General features: G+C 68.1%; 18 protein-coding genes and 2 pseudogenes. 10 read left to right on the top strand and 10 right to left on the bottom strand.

Annotated features, from left to right (window positions below):
• The coding region (locus tag AD428_RS15830; RefSeq protein ID WP_304438952.1) for an NAD(P)H-hydrate epimerase at positions 1-344 on the top strand (344 nt) is incomplete at its 5' end.
• Positions 345-413: 69 nt separating this feature from the next.
• Here AD428_RS15830 and paaX read toward each other — a convergent pair.
• A complete protein-coding gene (gene paaX / locus AD428_RS15835; protein ID WP_053245815.1) occupies positions 414-1,346 on the bottom strand; it encodes a phenylacetic acid degradation operon negative regulatory protein PaaX in 933 nt (310 codons plus the stop codon).
• Between the two features lie 171 nt (positions 1,347-1,517).
• Between paaX and paaA the strand changes: the two genes are divergently transcribed.
• The 6 genes and pseudogenes from paaA to paaN form a co-directional block, all read left to right on the top strand.
• Positions 1,518-2,507 carry a 1,2-phenylacetyl-CoA epoxidase subunit PaaA gene (paaA, locus tag AD428_RS15840; RefSeq protein ID WP_053245816.1) on the top strand — a complete coding sequence of 330 codons (990 nt, stop codon included), beginning with the start codon at positions 1,518-1,520 and terminating at the stop codon, positions 2,505-2,507.
• Between the two features lie 97 nt (positions 2,508-2,604).
• Positions 2,605-2,889, top strand: a complete 285-nt coding sequence (gene paaB, locus AD428_RS15845; RefSeq protein ID WP_053245817.1) for a 1,2-phenylacetyl-CoA epoxidase subunit PaaB — start codon at positions 2,605-2,607, stop codon at positions 2,887-2,889.
• 15 nt (positions 2,890-2,904) lie between these two features.
• Positions 2,905-3,670, top strand: a pseudogene (paaC, locus tag AD428_RS15850) (1,2-phenylacetyl-CoA epoxidase subunit PaaC).
• Positions 3,667-4,173, top strand: coding sequence for a 1,2-phenylacetyl-CoA epoxidase subunit PaaD (paaD, locus tag AD428_RS15855; protein WP_053245818.1), 507 nt, complete (start codon positions 3,667-3,669; stop codon positions 4,171-4,173). Before paaC ends, paaD begins: the two are co-directional and overlap by 4 nt.
• Positions 4,174-4,185: 12 nt before the next feature.
• Positions 4,186-5,274, top strand: coding sequence for a 1,2-phenylacetyl-CoA epoxidase subunit PaaE (gene paaE, locus AD428_RS15860; protein WP_053245819.1), 1,089 nt, complete (start codon positions 4,186-4,188; stop codon positions 5,272-5,274).
• Positions 5,275-5,323: 49 nt separating this feature from the next.
• Positions 5,324-6,472: phenylacetic acid degradation protein PaaN (paaN, locus tag AD428_RS15865; protein WP_152968117.1), on the top strand; the 1,149-nt coding region annotated here is incomplete at its 3' end.
• A gap of 1 nt (position 6,473) precedes the next feature.
• Here the strand turns inward: paaN and AD428_RS28085 are convergent.
• Positions 6,474-6,669: pseudogene (locus AD428_RS28085) on the bottom strand (NAD(P)H-hydrate epimerase); the annotation flags it as partial.
• Between the two features lie 96 nt (positions 6,670-6,765).
• A complete protein-coding gene (gene orn, locus AD428_RS15870; protein WP_053245820.1) occupies positions 6,766-7,311 on the bottom strand; it encodes an oligoribonuclease in 546 nt (181 codons plus the stop codon).
• 61 nt (positions 7,312-7,372) lie between these two features.
• Here orn and AD428_RS15875 point away from each other — a divergent pair, with 61 nt between their 5' ends.
• Both AD428_RS15875 and rsgA read left to right on the top strand, forming a co-directional pair.
• On the top strand, positions 7,373-8,623 hold the full coding sequence (locus AD428_RS15875) for a M48 family metallopeptidase (protein ID WP_053245821.1): 1,251 nt from the start codon (positions 7,373-7,375) through the stop codon (positions 8,621-8,623).
• On the top strand, positions 8,620-9,567 hold the full coding sequence (gene rsgA / locus AD428_RS15880; protein ID WP_053245822.1) for a ribosome small subunit-dependent GTPase A: 948 nt from the start codon (positions 8,620-8,622) through the stop codon (positions 9,565-9,567). The genes AD428_RS15875 and rsgA overlap by 4 nt, the downstream gene beginning before the upstream one ends.
• 27 nt (positions 9,568-9,594) lie before the next feature.
• On the opposite strand, the gene AD428_RS15885 is transcribed toward rsgA, so the two are convergent.
• Entirely contained in the window at positions 9,595-10,320 is a 726-nt protein-coding gene (locus tag AD428_RS15885) for a CoA pyrophosphatase (RefSeq protein ID WP_053245823.1), read from the bottom strand.
• A 127-nt stretch (positions 10,321-10,447) separates the two neighbouring features.
• Positions 10,448-10,828 (bottom strand): 50S ribosomal protein L19, encoded by a 381-nt coding sequence (gene rplS / locus AD428_RS15890; RefSeq protein WP_053245824.1) that lies wholly within the window; start codon positions 10,826-10,828, stop codon positions 10,448-10,450.
• A gap of 296 nt (positions 10,829-11,124) precedes the next feature.
• Between rplS and AD428_RS15895 the strand changes: the two genes are divergently transcribed.
• Complete coding sequence (locus AD428_RS15895; protein ID WP_053245825.1) at positions 11,125-11,997, top strand: DMT family transporter; 873 nt, start codon at positions 11,125-11,127, stop codon at positions 11,995-11,997.
• A gap of 33 nt (positions 11,998-12,030) precedes the next feature.
• Here the strand turns inward: AD428_RS15895 and AD428_RS26225 are convergent, their stop codons facing one another.
• The 5 genes from AD428_RS26225 to AD428_RS15915 form a co-directional block, all read right to left on the bottom strand.
• Entirely contained in the window at positions 12,031-12,213 is a 183-nt protein-coding gene (locus AD428_RS26225) for a hypothetical protein (RefSeq protein ID WP_152968116.1), read from the bottom strand.
• 283 nt (positions 12,214-12,496) lie between these two features.
• The gene (locus AD428_RS15900) at positions 12,497-13,861 is read right to left on the bottom strand and encodes a PA0069 family radical SAM protein (RefSeq protein WP_082308446.1); all 1,365 of its coding nucleotides are present in this window, start codon (positions 13,859-13,861) and stop codon (positions 12,497-12,499) included.
• Between the two features lie 203 nt (positions 13,862-14,064).
• Entirely contained in the window at positions 14,065-15,363 is a 1,299-nt protein-coding gene (locus AD428_RS15905) for a sulfate adenylyltransferase subunit 1 (RefSeq protein ID WP_053245826.1), read from the bottom strand.
• 39 nt (positions 15,364-15,402) lie between these two features.
• Positions 15,403-16,311 (bottom strand): sulfate adenylyltransferase subunit CysD, encoded by a 909-nt coding sequence (cysD, locus tag AD428_RS15910; RefSeq protein ID WP_053245827.1) that lies wholly within the window; start codon positions 16,309-16,311, stop codon positions 15,403-15,405.
• 40 nt (positions 16,312-16,351) lie between these two features.
• The coding region (locus tag AD428_RS15915) for a phosphoadenylyl-sulfate reductase (RefSeq protein WP_235490488.1) at positions 16,352-17,119 on the bottom strand (768 nt) is incomplete at its 5' end.

Raw genomic sequence — 17,119 nt, forward strand, 5'->3', positions numbered from 1 at the left:
CTTTGGCCGGCTGGCGCGAGGAGGGCGGCGCCGAGTCGGCGGTCCTGGAAGCGGGTCCCGCGCCGGACGTGGTGCTGGACGGATTATTCGGCATCGGCCTGAACCGTCCCCTGGGCGCCGACTGGCAGGCGGTCATCGACGAGCTCAATGGCTGGAGCGTGCCGGTGCTGGCGCTGGACGTGCCCAGCGGGGTGGACGCCGACACCGGCGCCGCGCTCGGCCGGCCGGTACGCGCGCGCTGGACGCTCAGCTTCATCGGCCAGGCGCGCGGGCTGCAGGGACCCGGGCCGGCCCGCGAAGCGGCGGGCGAATTGCATCTCGACACCCTGGGCGTGGCGCTGTAGCCGCGGGCGAATCGGGAAGAACCGCGGAAGAACCCTCGGGGAAAAATCAGGGGCGAAGCTGGCGCCGGCTCAGCCAGGCGGCCGGCCGCCGAACCGCAGCGCGGCTTCGGGCGCCAGCGGCGCGTAGCGTTCGTTGTCCTGCCCCGCCATGGCCTGCAGATGGGCCTCGGAGGCGTCGAAAAGCTTCCAGTAGAGGCGGCCGCAAAGCTGGCGCGCCGGGTGGCCGGGCCAGTTCTCAGGCAGCATGGGAGTTGGAAGCTGGGGGTCGTGCAGCACGATCCGCCGCCAGCTGTGCAGCAGCAGCACGCGGGCGGCGAAGGCCTGCTCCGGGGCGGGCGGCTCGTCCAGCAATTTTTCCAGCGGCGCGAAATGGCGCGTGAACTGCCGGTACTGTTCCGCCACGTTTTCCAGATTCCAGCATTGCGGCGCCAGGCTGGCGATGGGCAGCCCGCCCGCGCCGGCCAGGTCGCGCGCCGACAGCACCAGCGCGCGGTCGGGTATGCCCAGCTTTTCCAGGATGTCGTGCGCGGCGCGCGCCTCGGTGTGCGGGTGGGCGAACAGCCCGGGCGCGATCATGCCGAAGCCTTCCCATACCAGTTCGCGGCGCAGTTCGGCGCGCTCGGCCAGCCCGTTGCCGATGCGGGGCAGGGCCACCAGTGTCCATTCCCCGTTCCATTCCTGGGGCGGGCCTTCGTAGATGCGCTGCGAGGCGTGGGCCGTGTTGCGCTGGCCCTGTTCGGACAGCAGGTAGAGGCTGCGCCTGCCGTGCCGCTCGGATTGCAGCCAGTTCTGCGCCACCAGCCGGAAGACGCTGGTGCGCAGCAGCCGTTCGTTGATGCCCAGCGGCGCCAGCAGCGCGATCAGGTCGCCCAGCCAGATGGCCCCGCCGTGCGGCGCCAGCGCGTCGCCCAGCAGGCTCACGCACAAGGATTTGGCTCGGGGCGGGTCCTGCTTCAGCAGACGGGAGAGAAAGCGGTCCAGGGGCGACTGAGGGTTTGCCATAAGGAGGGCCGGAAGCGGCCGGTATGGGGATCGCCGACATGATACATAAATCCAATGTGATACAGATTTGAGTTTGACAATGAATTTTTTGTATTAAATAATCCTGCTGAATAACGGCAATGCCGGCATTGCGCTTTGCGCTACCGCAAGAGCCGTCACCAGGAGACAGACATGTACGCTCAACTCGTCGAAACCGGCGTCAAGCAGGTCAAGACCGCGGACCAGCTCGAAGGCCGCGAACAGACGTTCCAGCGCCGCATTGACGACGGCGTGCGCATCGAGCCCAAGGACTGGATGCCCGATGCCTACCGCAAGACCCTGGTGCGCCAGATCTCGCAGCACGCGCACTCCGAAATCGTGGGCATGCTGCCGGAAGGCAACTGGATCACGCGCGCGCCGTCGCTCAAGCGCAAGGCCATCCTGCTGGCCAAGGTGCAGGACGAGGCCGGCCACGGCCTGTACCTGTACAGCGCCGCCGAGACGCTGGGCGTGTCGCGCGAGGATCTCATCGACGATCTGCACGCCGGGCGCGCCAAGTACTCCAGCATCTTCAATTACCCCACGCTCACCTGGGCCGACATCGGCATGATCGGCTGGCTGGTCGACGGCTCGGCCATCATCAACCAGATCCCGCTCTGCCGCTGCTCCTACGGCCCCTATGCGCGCGCCATGGTGCGCGTCTGTAAGGAAGAGTCGTTCCACCAGCGCCAGGGCTACGACCTGCTCATCCAGATGTGCCTGCACGGCACGCCCGAGCAGAAGGCCATGTGCCAGGACGCGCTGAACCGCTGGTGGTGGCCGGCGCTGATGATGTTCGGTCCCTCCGACGCCGATTCGCCCAACAGCGCCCAGTCCATGGCCTGGAAGATCAAGCTCTTTTCCAACGACGAGCTGCGCCAGAAGATGGTGGACCAGACCGTGCCGCAGGCCGAGTACCTGGGGCTCACCATCCCGGATCCCGATCTCAAGTGGAATCCCGAACGGGGTCACTACGACTTCGGCGAGATCGACTGGGACGAGTTCTACGCGGTCATCAAGGGCAACGGGCCCTGCAACCGTGAGCGCCTGGCCGCGCGCGTGAAGGCGCACGAAGAGGGCGCCTGGGTGCGCGACGCCCTGGTCGCCCATGCCGAGAAGCAGGCGGCGCGCAAGGCCGCCTGAGGCGGCTGACGGCCGCCGTTTTCCAGCGGGTTTTCTTTCTTTTCCATCATTGCAGTCCGGCGCGCGGCTCCGCGCGCCGGCGTCGAGGATATCCATCATGAGCAAGCACTGGCCTCTGTGGGAAGTGTTCATCCGCAGCCAGCACGGCCTGGCGCACAAGCACGTGGGCAGCCTGCACGCGCCCGACGCCGAAATGGCGATCAACCATGCCCGCGACGTCTACACGCGGCGCAACGAAGGACTGAGCATCTGGGTGGTGCGCGCGGCCGACATCGTGGCCAGCAGCCCCGGCGACAAGGACCCGCTCTTCGAGCCGGCCAACAGCAAGGTCTACCGGCATCCCACGTTCTTCCCGATGCCCGAAGAAATCAAGCACATGTAGGCGGCGGGAGGAGACATGGACAAGACGCTGTTCGAATACCTGCTGCGCCTGGGCGACACCGCGCTCATCCTGTCGCAGCGCCTGTCCGCCTGGACCGGCCACGGCCCGGTGCTGGAAGAAGACCTGGCCCTGACCAACACCGCGCTCGACCTGCTGGGCCAGGCCCGCCTGTGGCTGACGCTGGCCGGCGAGGTCGAGGGCGCGGGCCGCGACGAAGACGCGCTGGCCTACCTGCGCGACGCGCACCAGTTCCACAACGCGCTGCTGGTCGAGCGCCCGAACGGCAATTACGCCGACACCATGGCGCGCCAGTTCCTGTTCGACGTGTGGCATTACTTCCTGCTGCAGAAACTCGAGAAATCCGCCGACGAGCGGGTGGCCGCCATCGCGGCCAAGGCGCTCAAGGAAGTCACCTATCACGTGCGCCGCTCCTCCGACCTGGTGGTGCGCCTGGGCGACGGCACGGCGGAGAGCCACGCCAAGATGCAGGCCGCCATCGACGAGGCCTGGCGCTACACGGGCGAGCTGTTCGCCGACGACGCGGTCGACCAGGACATGGCGGCGCGCGGCATCGGCTGCGAGCTGGCGGCCCTGCGCGCGCCCTGGCTGCGCCACGTGCGCGAGGTGCTGGAAAGAAGCCACGTTGGCCGTGCCCGACGAGGCGGCGGCCGACCTGCCCGCCCTGCGCGGCGGCCGCCAGGGACGGCACACCGAGGAGCTGGGCTACCTGCTGGCCGAAATGCAGTTCCTGCCGCGCGCCTATCCGGGAGCCAAGTGGTGAACGCCGCCGCGCCCGTTTCCACCGACCAGGTCTACGCCTGGCTGCAGGAGGTTTCCGACCCGGAGATTCCCGTGCTGTCGGTGGTGGACCTGGGCGTGGTGCGCGAAGTGTCGTGGGATGGCGACGCCTGCGTGGTGGTGATTACCCCCACCTATTCGGGCTGCCCGGCCATGCGGGAGATCACGCAGGACATCGAGCGCACGCTGGCGGATCGCGGCATCGCGCGGGTGCGGGTCGAAACCCGCCTGGCGCCGGCCTGGACCACCGACTGGATGACCGAGCGGGGCCGCGCCGCGCTCAAGGGCTACGGCATCGCGGCCCCGGCCGAGCGGGCCATCGATATTTCCGGCATCAGCCGCCGCGCCGCGGGCCCGGTCGTCGAGTGCCCGCATTGCGGCTCGCGCGACACCCGCCTGGTGAGCCACTTCGGCTCCACTTCCTGCAAGGCGCTGTACCGCTGCGTGGCCTGCCGCGAGCCTTTCGACTATTTCAAGACGCACTGAGAGCGCTTTGTCATGAGCCAGAATCAATTCCATTCCCTGAAGGTGGCGTCGGTGGCGCGCAATACGCGCGACGCGGTCGTGGTGACCTTCGACCTGCCGGAGTCGCTGGCCGGCGAGTTCGCCTTCCAGCCGGGCCAGTACCTCACGCTGCGCACCCGCCTCAACGGCGAGGAGCTGCGCCGTTCCTATTCCATCTGTTCGGCGCCCCAGGACCGGACGCTGCGGGTGGCGATCAAGAAAGTGGACGAGGGCGTGTTCTCGAACTGGGCCAACCACGAGCTGCAGCCCGGCCAGACCCTGGAGGTCATGCCGCCGGCGGGCAGCTTCACGGTGGACTTCTCGCCGGCCAACAGCCGGCATTACGTGGCCTTCGCGGTGGGCAGCGGCATCACGCCGATTTTCTCGCTGGTCAAGACCGCGCTGTCCACCGAGCCCGACAGCCGCTTCACGCTGTTCTTCGGCAACCGCGCGTCGTCCGCCGTGCTGTTTCGCGAAGAGATCGAAGACCTCAAGAATCTCTACATGGACCGGTTCTCGCTGGTCTACATCATGAGCCGAGAGACGCAGGACATCGAGCTTTTCAACGGCCGGCTCGACGGCGACAAGGTCGACCAGCTCATGTCGGCCTGGATGAGCCCCGACGACGTCGATTACGTTTTCGTCTGCGGCCCGCAGACCATGACCGAAAGCGTGGTGGATCGGCTGCAGGCCCGCGGCATTCCCAAAGACCACATCAAGTTCGAGCTGTTCGGCGCGCCCAAGGGGCCGCGCGCGCTGCGCACCGGCAAGGAGGCGCGCCAGGCGCCGGGCAAGGGCCAGTGCGAGGTGACGGTGGTGCAGGACGGCCACAGCCGCACCTTCGTCATCGACAAGAACAAGGACAGCGTGCTCGATTCCGCGCTTGCGCAGGGCATCGAACTGCCGTATTCCTGCAAGGGCGGCGTGTGTTCCACCTGCCGCTGCAAGGTCGTCGAGGGCGAGGTCGACATGGACGCCAACTTCGCGCTTGAAGATTACGAGGTGGCGCGAGGCTTCATCCTGAGCTGCCAGAGCTTTCCGGTCAGCGACCGCCTGGTCCTCGATTTCGACCAGGAAACCTGATTTTCCGCGCCCTGTAGCGCCATAACGAATTCCCATCTGGAGAGACACAGTGTCCCAAGCCTTCTTCGAACGCCACCAGCCGCTGCTGGAACAAGGGCTGAAAGCCGCCGCCCAGCGCGGCTACTGGAGCCCGTTCGCGGAGTCGCCCAGCCCGCGCAATTACGGCGAAACCGCCAACGAAGACGGCCGCGCCGCCTTCGAGGCGCTGCGCGGCAAGCCCTTCGCGCTGGATCTGCCGGGAGCCGAAGGCACGGTGGGCGGCGAAGTCTCGCCCTACGGCTTCCCGCTGGATATCGCCTATCCGCGCGTGCCGGCCGGCAAGCTGATCGAAGCCTCGGCCCGCGCCCTGGAGCAATGGCGCCGCGCCGGCCCGCGCGACTGGGTGGGCGTGTCGCTGGAAATCCTGGCCCGCCTGAACAAGCGCAGCTTCGAGATCGCCTATGCCGTGCAGCACACCACCGGCCAGGGCTTCATGATGGCCTTCCAGGCTGGCGGCCCGCATGCGCAGGACCGCGGCTTCGAGGCCGTGACCTACGCCTGGCAGGAAATGTCCCGCATCCCCGGCATGGCGATCTGGGAAAAGCCGCAGGGCAAGAACGAGCCGCTGCGCATGGAAAAGCGTTTCACCGTGGTGCCGCGCGGCATCGGTCTGGTGATCGGCTGCTCCACCTTCCCCACCTGGAACGGCTATCCGGGCCTGTTCGCCAGCCTGGCCACGGGCAACACCGTCATCGTCAAGCCGCATCCGGCCGCCATCCTGCCGCTGGCCATCACCGTGCAGGTGGCGCGCGAAGTGCTGGCCGAGGCGGGCTTCGACCCCAACGTGGGGCTGCTGGCCGCGCACGAGGCGGGCGACGACACCGCGCAGACGCTGGCGCTGGACCCGGCCGTGAAGATCGTGGACTTCACCGGCAGCACGGCCAACGGCGACTGGCTGGAAAACAATGCGCGCCAGGCGCTGGTCTATACCGAAAAGGCGGGCGTGAACCAGGTCATCATCGACTCCACGTCCGACCTGAAGGGCATGGCGCGCAATCTGGCGTTCTCGCTGGCCCTGTACTCGGGCCAGATGTGCACGGCCCCGCAGAACATCTACGTGCCGCGCGGCGGCATCGACACGCCCGAGGGCCACGCGAGCTTCGACGAGGTGGCGGCGGCGCTGGGCGCGGCCGTCGAGAAACTGGGCGCGGACCCGGCCNGCAGCAGCGTGGCTGCCGTCAGCGCATCGCCGCCGTTGTTGCCGGGGCCGGCCAGCGCCAGCACCGACGCACCGGGGGGAAAACGGGCCTGAATGAAGGCCGCCGCGGCGGCGCCCGCCAGCGGCATGAGCGAGCGCCCCTGCGCCAGGGCCCGGCGCTCGGCGCTGCGGATATCGGCTACGGAATGGAAGGTCATGGCCAGCCTCCGGCGGATGGGCGCCGGCCCGGCGACGCCGCGCGGGCCGCGCACACACGAAAAACGCGGACCGCCATGCCCGACGGCCCGGCTCCGCTACACCTTCAGGAAGTGCTCGCGGTAGTACTTCAGCTCTTCGATGGATTCGTAGATGTCGGCCAGCGCCTCGTGCCGGCTCTTTTTCTCGAAGCCCTTGTACACGGCGGGCGCCCAGCGCCGCGCCAGCTCCTTGAGCGTGCTGACGTCGAGGTTGCGGTAATGGAAGAACTGCTCCAGGCGCGGCATGTACGCGAACATGAAACGGCGGTCCTGGCTGATGGTATTGCCGCACAGCGGCGACTTGCCGGCCGGAACGTGCTGCGCGAGGAACGCCAGCAGCGTATCCTCTGCCTGCTCCTCGGAAATCGTGGACGCGCGCACCTTGTCGATGAGGCCGCTCTTGCCGTGCGTGGACTTGTTCCAGCTGTCCATGGCGTCGAGCAGGCTGTCCGGCTGGTGCACGACCAGCACCGGGCCTTCGGCGACGACGGTCAGGTCGGCCTCGGTCACCACCACGGCGACTTCGATGATGCGCTCTTTCGCGGGATCCAGGCCGGTCATTTCCATGTCGAGCCAGACCAGTCGGTTTTCGTTCACAGCCATATAATTTGCCTATAAAACACGCGATTTTCGCACATCCCCATCCGGGAGCACCGCCTCATCCATGTTTACCCTGCTGTTCGTCGCATTCCTGCTGGCCGATATCGCGGTCCGATTCTGGCTGGCCACGCGCCAGATCCGCCACGTGGCGCTCAACCGCGGCGAGGTGCCGGCCGAATTTTCGCACCGGATCGGCCTGGCCAGCCACCAGCGCGCGGCCGACTACACGGTGGCGCGCGCCAAGCTGGGCTTGCTGGAGCGCACCTACGACGCCATCGTGCTGGTCTGTCTGACGCTGCTGGGCGGCCTGCAGGCCATCGACCTGGCGGTCGCCGGCGTGGTTTCCAACGATTTCCTGCGCCAGTTGCTGCTGCTGGCCACGGTGGCGCTGCTGCTGGGCCTGCTCGGACTGCCGTTCACGCTGTGGCGGCAGTTCCGGCTGGAGGCGCGGTTCGGCTTCAACCGCATGACGCCCGGCCTGTTCGCGAGCGACGCCGTCAAGGGTCTGCTGGTGGCGGCCGTGCTGGGCCTGCCGCTGGCGGCCGCCGTGCTCTGGCTCATGGGCAGCGCCGGCCCGTACTGGTGGATCTGGGCCTGGGCGCTCTGGACGGTGTTCAACCTGTCCCTGCTCATCGTCTATCCGATGTTCATCGCGCCGCTCTTCAACAAATTCACGCCGCTGCAAGACCCCGAACTGGCGGGCCGCATCCAGCGGCTGGCGCAGCGCTGCGGCTTCGCGCTCAACGGCCTTTTCGTCATGGACGGCTCGCGCCGCTCGGCCCACGGCAACGCCTATTTCACGGGTTTCGGCCGCTCGCGCCGCATCGTGTTCTTCGACACGTTGCTGGCCCGGCTGAACGCCGACGAGATCGAAGCCGTGCTTGCGCATGAGCTGGGCCATTTCGCCAAGCGCCACATCATCCGGCGCGTGCTCATCAGTTTCGCCGCCGCGCTGGCCTTTTTCGCCCTGCTAGGCTGGATCTCCCAGCAGCCCTGGTTCTACGTCGGCCTGGGCGTGCTGCCCCAGCTCGGCGGGCGCAACGACGCCATGGCCCTGCTGCTCTTCTTCCTGGCGATCCCCGTGTTCACCTTCATGTTCACGCCGCTGGCGAGCTGGTATTCCCGCCGCGACGAGTTCGAGGCCGACCGCTATGCCGCCCAGCAGAGCTCGCCCGAGCGCCTGGTTTCCGCCCTGGTCAAGCTGTACGACGACAACGCCGCCACCCTCACCCCCGATCCCGTGCATTCCGCCTTCTACGACAGCCATCCGCCCGCGGCGGTGCGCATCCGCCACCTCATGGCGGGTGCGGCATGAGCGGCGCCCGGCCCGCCACACGCGCCCGCCAGGCAACCCGTCCCGATGCGGGCCTCGAAGGCCGCATCATCGCCGCCCACGGCCGCCACTACACGGTGGAACTGCCCGACGGCAGCCTGCGCAAATGCTTCCCGCGCGGCAAAAAGGCGGGCGCCGCGGTGGGCGACCGGGTCCGCATCGCGCCGCAAGGGCGCGACGAAGGCGCCATCGACGCCATACTCCCGCGGCGCAACCTGCTCTACCGTTCCGACGAAATGCGGTCCAAGCAGTTCGCCGCCAACGTGGACCAGTTGCTCATCGTGGTCGCGGTGGAGCCGACCTTTTCGGACGACCTCACCGGACGCGCGCTGGCCGGCGCCTGGAGCGCGGGCATTTCCCCCCTGGTAATCCTGAACAAGGCGGACATCGCGGGCGCGCTGCCCGCGGCGCGGGCGCGGCTCGCCCCCATCGCCGCCCTGGGCGTGGACATCATCGAACTCAGCGCCCTGGAGCCCGGACGCGTCCACAGCCTGCTCGCGCCCCGGCTGGCCGGGCGCACCAGCCTGCTGCTGGGGCAGAGCGGCATGGGCAAATCCACCCTGCTCAATGCCCTGGTTCCGGACGCCGGCGCCGCCACGCGCGAACACTCCACGGCGTTGGACATGGGCCGGCACACCACCACCAGCACGCGGCTGTACCACCTGCCCGAACCGGGCGGCGACCTGATCGACTCCCCCGGCTTCCAGGCTTTCGGGCTGCAGCACCTGAGCCGCGAGGACATCATCCGGGGCTTTCCGGAATTCGCCGGCCCCATCGAACACTGCCGCTTCTACAACTGCACGCACCGGCACGAGCCGGGCTGCGGCGTGGTGGCCGCGCTGGGCGAAGGCCGCATCGACCCGTCGCGCTATGCGCTCTACCAGCGCATTCTCGAAGAAAACGAAGCCGGCCAGCAGCGCTATTGAGCGGGGCGCGCCATGGGCCGCTCGCCCTCAGCCCAGACCATTGCGCACCAGATGATAGAGGTTGCGCAGCATGCCCGCCGTCGCACCCCAGATGAAATGCTTGCCGTAGGACATGGCGTAATAGCGCCGCACCCGGCCGTCTTCCAGCCTGGCCTCGTAAAGGCGGTGATTGGCCGGGTCCATCAGGAACGCCAGCGGCACCTCGAATACTTCGGCCACCTCGCAGGCATCGGGCGCCAGGGCGAAACCCGGGCGCACCAGCGACACGACGGGCACGATGGAAAACCCCGTGGCGGTCAGGTAGGGCGGCATGCTGCCCATAACCTCCACATGTCCGGAAGGCAGGCCGGTTTCCTCTTCGGCCTCGCGCAGCGCCGCCGCCACCGGCGTGGGGTCGCTTGTCTCGATGCGGCCGCCGGGAAAGCTGACCTGGCCGGCGTGCTCGTGCAGGTGCGCGCTGCGCTGCGTGAGCATCACCCGGATGCCGTCTTCGCGCGTGACCAGCGGGATGAGCACCGCGGCGGGCACCGGCTCGCCCTCCCGGCCGGGATAGCGCAGGTCGTTGTCGCGCGAGAGCTCGAGCTTCCAGGTGTCGGGTCGCGCCAGCATGCCGCGCAAGCGGTCGGGCGTGAGCAACTGAGGCGACACCGGGGCCAGGGTGTCGTTGGCAACCACCCAGGGTTGCGCTGCGGGGTCGAATCCCGGCCGGGCCAGCGGCCTGCGCGGCCTGGGAGTAGACGAAGAATCGGACATGCGGCTATTCAGAAAGAAAAAGGCACCTTCACAGGTGCCTTTTTTAACCCGGAAATCCGTATCGGACGAATACGCATGAGAACAGCGCGGACGTCCGACACGGGCGGGGCCGTGCGCCGATGAGCGATCAAGCCGCCGAGGCTTGCTTGCTGACCAGCTTTTCCTTGATGCGAGCCGACTTGCCCGAGCGGTTGCGCAGGTAGTACAGCTTGGCGCGGCGCACGTCGCCGCGGCGCTTCACTTCGATGCCGGCGATCTGCGGCGAGTAAAGCTGGAACGTACGCTCCACGGCTTCGCCCGACGAGATCTTGCGCACGGTGAACGCGGAGTTCAGGCCGCGGTTGCGCTTGGCGATGACCACGCCTTCGTAGGCCTGAACGCGCTTGCGCGTGCCTTCGACCACGTTCACGCTCACGACGACGGTGTCGCCGGGGGCGAATTCGGGCATGGGCTTGCCGCCGGTGAGGCGGGCGATTTCTTCCTGTTCCAGGATAGCGATGAGGTTCATGAGAACTCCTAGGTCATCGTGACGTTGCGGCCTGATTTGCCGGTATTGTTCGTACCGATCGGTGTTGTTCGTGCCAATCCGCGATCGGTGCAGATGGACGGAACCGGCAGGCTTGCGCCGCCGCCCCGGCCATCCTCGTATGCCGCAAGCAGAGGATGAGATTTGGCAAACCAATGATTCTACACCAAAAACACCCCGTGGCATGGGAGTAACATCCTTCCCTTTGCACGGCCGCGCATTGCAGTACGCTTGCGCCCTGGCTGTAACAAACCTGTCATCCCGCGCCCACCTCGCTCATGTCGTATTCGTCCCTGATATTGGTCGTCCTGGCGGCAATGGCCCATGCCACATGGAACCTGCTCGCCAAGCGCGCGGCCATGGTGGGTGCGCCCTTCGTCTTCGCCTATGGGTTTTGCGCCTCGCTGCTCTATGCGCCCTGGGTGATCTGGGTGCTGCTGCACGACGGCATGAACTGGACCTGGCCGGTGGCGGGCGCCATCCTGGCCTCCAGCCTGTTGCACCTGGGCTACAGCCTCTGCCTGCAAAAGGGCTACCAGGTGGCCGACCTGTCGGTGGTGTACCCCATTGCCCGGGGCACCGGCCCGCTGCTCTCGTCCATGGGCGCCTATCTACTGCTGCGCGAGCCGGCCAGCACCTCCGGCATCCTGGGCATGCTCTGCGTGGTGGGCGGCGTGCTGCTGATTGCCACGCAGGGACGGCTGGCCATCTTCCGCAATGCCCACGCCTGGGTGGGCGTGCGCTGGGGCCTGGTGATCGGGCTTTTCATTGCGGCCTACACCGTGGTCGACGCCTACGGCGTCAAGGTGCTGCTCATCAGCCCCGTGCTCTTCGACTGGTTCACCTGCGTGACACGCACCACCATGATGGCCCCGCACATGCTGCGTCGCCGCGCACAGAGCTGGGAAGCCATGCGCGGCTACTGGGGCCTGGCGGCGGCGGTCGGATTCCTGTCGCCGCTGGGCTATATCCTGGTGCTGTATGCGCTGCAGCATGGCGCGCCGCTCAGCCTGGTGGCGCCGGCCCGCGAAATGTCGATGATGCTGGGCACCCTGGCGGGCATGTTCCTGCTGCGCGAAAAAGTGGGCGCAGGCCGCCTGGCCGGCTGCTTTTCCATTCTGCTGGGCGTGGTGCTGCTGGGTTCGGCCTGAGGACGCCGCCAGGCCCGGGCGTGCCGGCGCGTCCTAGAAGCCGGCCGCCGCGCCCAGCCACATCAGCGCGGGAATCATGGCGCCCCAGGCCAGCACCATGGCGATGTCGGCGACGATCTGCCGCGTGGTGAGCCCCTGGGACACCGGCTGCACGGCGGCGTCGTCCAGGCCGCGCTCTTCGGCGGCCCGCGGCTTGCCCGCCCGCAACCCGCCCACGGGCGAAGCCGGCCGTGCCGCCGGCGATTGCAGCGTGTCCGCCGTGGCGCCGGGGGGAACGGCCAGCGCGCGGGCAGCCCCGCAGCCAGGCTGGGCGACACCGGGGCCTGCGCCGCCGGCTGCGAAGATTTGCGCGCGCCCGGAATGGCCAGCCTGGCCAGCTTGCGGCAGGCGGCGCGCACGCTGAGCCCGGCCGGGCTCAGCGCGGCGCCCAGGACACGGCCCGGCTCGTTGGTGAAAGTGCCGTTGACGGCAGTGCTGAGGTCGGTGCTGATGGCGGTGCTCATGCGATGGGCTCCTTGGCGCGGACAGGCCGCAAGGGGGCGGCGCGGACAGGCCGCAAGGGGTCGGACAGCGAAGGGGGGGCCGAAAACGGCGGCGGCTCGAACAGCGACAGCTGCCCGGCCGGCGCGGCATGGCCTCCCGGTTTGCGCCCGACGGGAACGGCAGGCCGTTCCGGCACGGGCCGGATGAAACGATGGCAATCCAGCGTGAGGCGCTGGCGGTTCAGCCCCGCCTTGCGGGCGGCGACGGCAAACCGCTGGCGCAGCAGATCGGCCCAGATGCCGGTGCCGCGCATGCGCGAGCCGAAATTGGGGTCGTTGCGACGCCCGTTGCGCAGGTCTTCAACCCGATGCAGCACGCGCTGGGCGCGGTCGGGGAAATGGGCGAGCAGCCAGTCCTCGAACAGGGTTTTCACTTCCCAGGGCAGCCGCAACACGGTGTAGCTGGCATAGTGCGCGCCCGCCGCCCGGGCTTGCTGGAGAATGTGTTCGAGGGATTCATCGTTGATGAAGGGAATGATGGGCGCCACCAGCACGCCTACCGGCACGCCGGCCTGGGCGAGGCGGCGCACGGCCTCGAGCCTGCGCCAGGGCGCGGAGGCGCGCGGTTCCAGGGTGCGGGCCATGTCGGCGTCGAGGGTGGTGATGCTCATGTAGACCGCCGCCAGGTTCTGCTGCGCCAGGGGAACGAGCAGATCCAGGTCGCGGGCGACCAGGGCGTTCTTGGTGACGATGCTGAGCGGATGCCGGGTTTCGAGCATGAGCTCGAGCAGGCCGCGGGTGAGCCGCCATTCGCGCTCGATGGGCTGGTAGGGATCGGTGGCCGATCCGATGTTGATGGGCGACACGCGGTAGCCCGGCCGGGCCAGTTCGGCCCGCAGCGCGGGCACGGCATTGCTTTTGGCGATGAGCCGGGTTTCGAAATCGAGCCCGGGCGAATAGCCCAGGTAGGCATGGGTAGGCCGTGCGTAGCAGTAGACGCAGCCATGCTCGCAGCCCCGGTAGGGATTGACCGCCAGCTCGAAGGGAATGTCGGGCGAATCGTTGCGCGAGAGCATCTTGCGCGCCGCCTCGGGCGTGACCGTGGTTTGCGGCGCGGCCCCGGACTCGGCCCGGATGGGAATGACCGGCGCGCCGCCTGGAACCGGGGCAGGCTCTGCCCGTGGGTTCGGCACAAAATCGGGGGCGGAATCAACGAAGTCGGGAGGAAGATCCGTGGCTGACCAGCCGTCGTCGACCGGCACGCGCTCATCGCGCTCGAAGCGATGCCGCACATTAGTAACCGCACCCCGACCGCGCAAGGCGGCGGGGGCGGCAGCCGGGGACCCAGAACCGGCGAGAAAAGAATGATCAGTGCGTGCCATGGAAACTACTGTACAAAAACACAGTAGTTTTGGCAAGCGCCTAAACCCTTTTCGTAAGGCAGTCCCACTTTACCGCAAGACGCAAACGCCGTCTGGACAAATCGATTTCACCAGGCGATATCGCCCTGCAAGCCGCGCCAGATAACGGTTTGGCAGAAAAACAACAGCCCTCGGCGCGCGTTTTCCCGCCTGCCCCGGCGGGCTCAGCGCAGCATGCCTGCCGCCGCCGTCTGGTGCGTGGCCTCGTCGATGAGAATGAACGCGCCGGTGGCCGGAACGTCGTCGTAGCGGTCGGCCGGCAGCGCCTCGCGCGTGGCCAATGTCACACGGCCGATGTCGTTCATGTTGAGCGCCGCGTCGGCCCGCGCCACTTCCTCCAGCTCATGGATGTCTCGCACCGCGTGCACGGCGCGCACCCGCGCCGACGTGAGCCGCGTGCCATGCTTGAGCAGATAGCGGCGCGAAGGATTCAAGGGCTGCGCGTCGAGCCAGCACAACTCCGCGTCGAACTCGCGCGTCACGCGCGCGGGGGCCTGCGCATGCGAGATGATGTCGCCGCGGGAGACGTCCACGTCGCGGTCCAGCACCAGGGTCACCGAATCGCCCGCCACCGCCTCGTCGAGCGCGCGGTCGAAGGCGCGCAGCTCGCGCACCACCGCGGCGGTGCCTGCGGGCTGCACGACGATCTCGTCGCCCGGTCGCAGCACGCCGCTGGCCACGCGCCCGGCGTAGCCCCGGAAATCGTCCTTGCTGTCGCCGCCGTGGCGCGCTACCCACTGCACCGGAAAGCGCAGCGGCAGCCCGCGCCCGTCGGACGCCAGGTCGAGCGACTCCAGCAGCGTCAGCAGCGGCTCCCCCGTGTACCAGGGTGTGCGGGCCGAAGGCGTCACCACGTTGTCGCCATTGAGCGCGGACAGCGGCAGCGCGTGAAAATGCGCGATGCCCAGCTTGGCGGCCAGCCTGCCGTAGGCCGCTTCGATGCGCGCGAACACCTCGCGGTCCCAGTCCACCAGGTCCATCTTGTTGACCGCCACCACGATGTGGCGGATGCCGAGCAGCTGGGCGATGGCGCTGTGCCGCTTCGTCTGCGGCAGCAGCTCGCCGCTGGCCGCGCGCGTGGCGTCGATGAGAATGATGGCCGCATCGGCGGTGGACGCGCCCGTCACCATGTTGCGCGTGTACTGCTCGTGCCCCGGCGCGTCGGCGATGATGAACTTGCGCGCCGGCGTGGAAAAGTAGCGGTAGGCCACATCGATGGTGATGCCCTGCTCGCGCTCGGCCTCCAGCCCGTCGGTCAGCAGCGAGAGGTCGATGCCGTCGCCCGCCACGCGCTTGTGCTTGGCGCGCGAGATCGCGGCCAGCTGGTCGGCGAAGACGCCCTTGCTGTCATAGAGCAGCCGGCCGATGAGGGTGGACTTGCCGTCGTCCACCGAACCCGCCGTAATCAGGCGCAGCACGCCGGCGTCGGCGCCGGAGAGGAAAGAGTCGTTGATTGCGTTCATGTGCGTGTGTCCTTGCCGGCGGGCCGGCGCGATGCTCGATCAGAAATAGCCTTCCTTCTTGCGGCGCTCCATGGACGCCTCGGAGGTCTGGTCGTCCATGCGCGTGGCGCCGCGTTCGGTGATGTCGGTGACCGCCGTCTCGGCGATGATGGCCGCCGCGTCGGCGGCCTCCGAGGCCACCGGGCAGGTGCAGGAAATATCGCCCACGGTGCGAAAGCGCACCGGCAGGCGCTCGACCTGCTCGCCTTCCTGCGGCGGCGTCAGCCGGGTCACCGGAACCAGCAGGCCCTTGCGCCGCACCACCTCGCGCTCGTGGCTGTAATAGATGGAAGGCAGCGAAAGCCCTTCGCGCTGGATGTACTGCCATACGTCCAGCTCGGTCCAGTTCGAGATCGGGAACACCCGCATGTTCTCGCCGGGATGCACGCGCGTGTTGTAGAGATTCCAGAGCTCCGGCCGCTGGGCCTTGGGATCCCACTGGCCGAACTCGTCGCGGAAGGAAAAGATGCGCTCTTTGGCGCGGGCCTTTTCCTCGTCTCGGCGCGCGCCGCCGATACACGCGTCGAAGCCGAATTCCTCGATGGCCTCCAGCAGCGTCACGGCCTGGGCGGCATTGCGCGAATCGGTTTCCCGCCGCAGCACCACGCTGCCGCGCCGGATCGAATCTTCGACGCTGCGCACGATGAGGGTTTCGCCCAGTTCGGCCGCGCGCCGGTCGCGGAATTCGATGACCTCGTCGAAGTTGTGGCCGGTGTCGATGTGCATGAGCGGAAACGGAAACCGGCCGGGGCGGAATGCCTTCTCGGCCAGCCGCAGCAGCACGACCGAATCCTTGCCCCCCGAGAACAGGAGCACGGGGCGGGCGCATTCGGCCGCGACCTCCCGCAGAATGAAGATCGCTTCCGATTCCAGCCAATCGAGATGGCTGCGTTGGAGCACGGCTGACATAATGGATACTCTCCCGATACAGAATGGATTTCGCGGACGCTCAAGCGGCCGGCGCAATGGAAATGACCCGGTTGCCCGCATGCAGGCCGCATTCCTTGGAATCCGACGATTCCCACCACCAGCGCCCGGCCCGCACGTCCTCGCCCGGGCGGATGGCGCGGGTACAGGGTTCGCAGCCGATGGACGGATAGCCCTGGTCATGCAGCGGGTTGTAGGGAATGCCCAGGCCGCGGATCACAGTCCAGACTTCGTCTTCGCTCCACTCGGCCAGCGGATTGAACTTGCGCAGGCCGAACACCGGGTCGTCTTCCTCCAGGGCCAGTTCGCCGCGCGTGGCGGACTGGGCGCGCCGCTGCCCGGTGATCCACGCCCCGCGCCCGGCCAGCGCGCGGCGCAGCGGCTCGACCTTGCGGATCTGGCAACAGGCTTTGCGCAATTCGACGCTTTCGTAAAACGCATAGGCGCCGTGCGCCGCGACGTGCGCCTGCACGGCCGCGGCGTCCGGCCGGTACACGGTGATTTCCCGCCCGTAGCGCGCGCGCACGGCATCCAGCACCCCCAGGGTTTCCGCATGCAGGCGGCCCGTGTCCAGCGTGAACACCTGCAGATCGAGGCCCGCATCGAAAATGGCATGGGTGAGCACCATGTCCTCGGCCGCCAGCGAGGAAGCCAGCGCGGCGTCGGGATGCCGCTCGCTAATGCCGCGCAGGCTGGCGAGCAGCCGCGTCCAGCGCTGCGCCGCGCCGCTGGGAAGCCCGGCGGCGGCCGCGCCCGAGGGAGCGCCCGCAGATGCGTGCCCCGAGAGATC

The sequence above is a fragment of the Achromobacter sp. DMS1 genome, assembly GCF_001270295.1.

Coding starts and splice junctions, on each gene's coding strand:
- paaX (WP_053245815.1), bottom strand. CDS start 1,346: ATGGCAAACCCTCAGTCGCCCCTGGACCGCTTTCTCTCCCGTCTGCTG.
- paaA (WP_053245816.1), top strand. CDS start 1,518: ATGTACGCTCAACTCGTCGAAACCGGCGTCAAGCAGGTCAAGACCGCG.
- paaB (WP_053245817.1), top strand. CDS start 2,605: ATGAGCAAGCACTGGCCTCTGTGGGAAGTGTTCATCCGCAGCCAGCAC.
- paaE (WP_053245819.1), top strand. CDS start 4,186: ATGAGCCAGAATCAATTCCATTCCCTGAAGGTGGCGTCGGTGGCGCGC.
- orn (WP_053245820.1), bottom strand. CDS start 7,311: ATGGCTGTGAACGAAAACCGACTGGTCTGGCTCGACATGGAAATGACC.
- AD428_RS15875 (WP_053245821.1), top strand. CDS start 7,373: ATGTTTACCCTGCTGTTCGTCGCATTCCTGCTGGCCGATATCGCGGTC.
- rsgA (WP_053245822.1), top strand. CDS start 8,620: ATGAGCGGCGCCCGGCCCGCCACACGCGCCCGCCAGGCAACCCGTCCC.
- AD428_RS15885 (WP_053245823.1), bottom strand. CDS start 10,320: ATGTCCGATTCTTCGTCTACTCCCAGGCCGCGCAGGCCGCTGGCCCGG.
- rplS (WP_053245824.1), bottom strand. CDS start 10,828: ATGAACCTCATCGCTATCCTGGAACAGGAAGAAATCGCCCGCCTCACC.
- AD428_RS15895 (WP_053245825.1), top strand. CDS start 11,125: ATGTCGTATTCGTCCCTGATATTGGTCGTCCTGGCGGCAATGGCCCAT.
- AD428_RS15900 (WP_082308446.1), bottom strand. CDS start 13,861: ATGGCACGCACTGATCATTCTTTTCTCGCCGGTTCTGGGTCCCCGGCT.
- AD428_RS15905 (WP_053245826.1), bottom strand. CDS start 15,363: ATGAACGCAATCAACGACTCTTTCCTCTCCGGCGCCGACGCCGGCGTG.
- cysD (WP_053245827.1), bottom strand. CDS start 16,311: ATGTCAGCCGTGCTCCAACGCAGCCATCTCGATTGGCTGGAATCGGAA.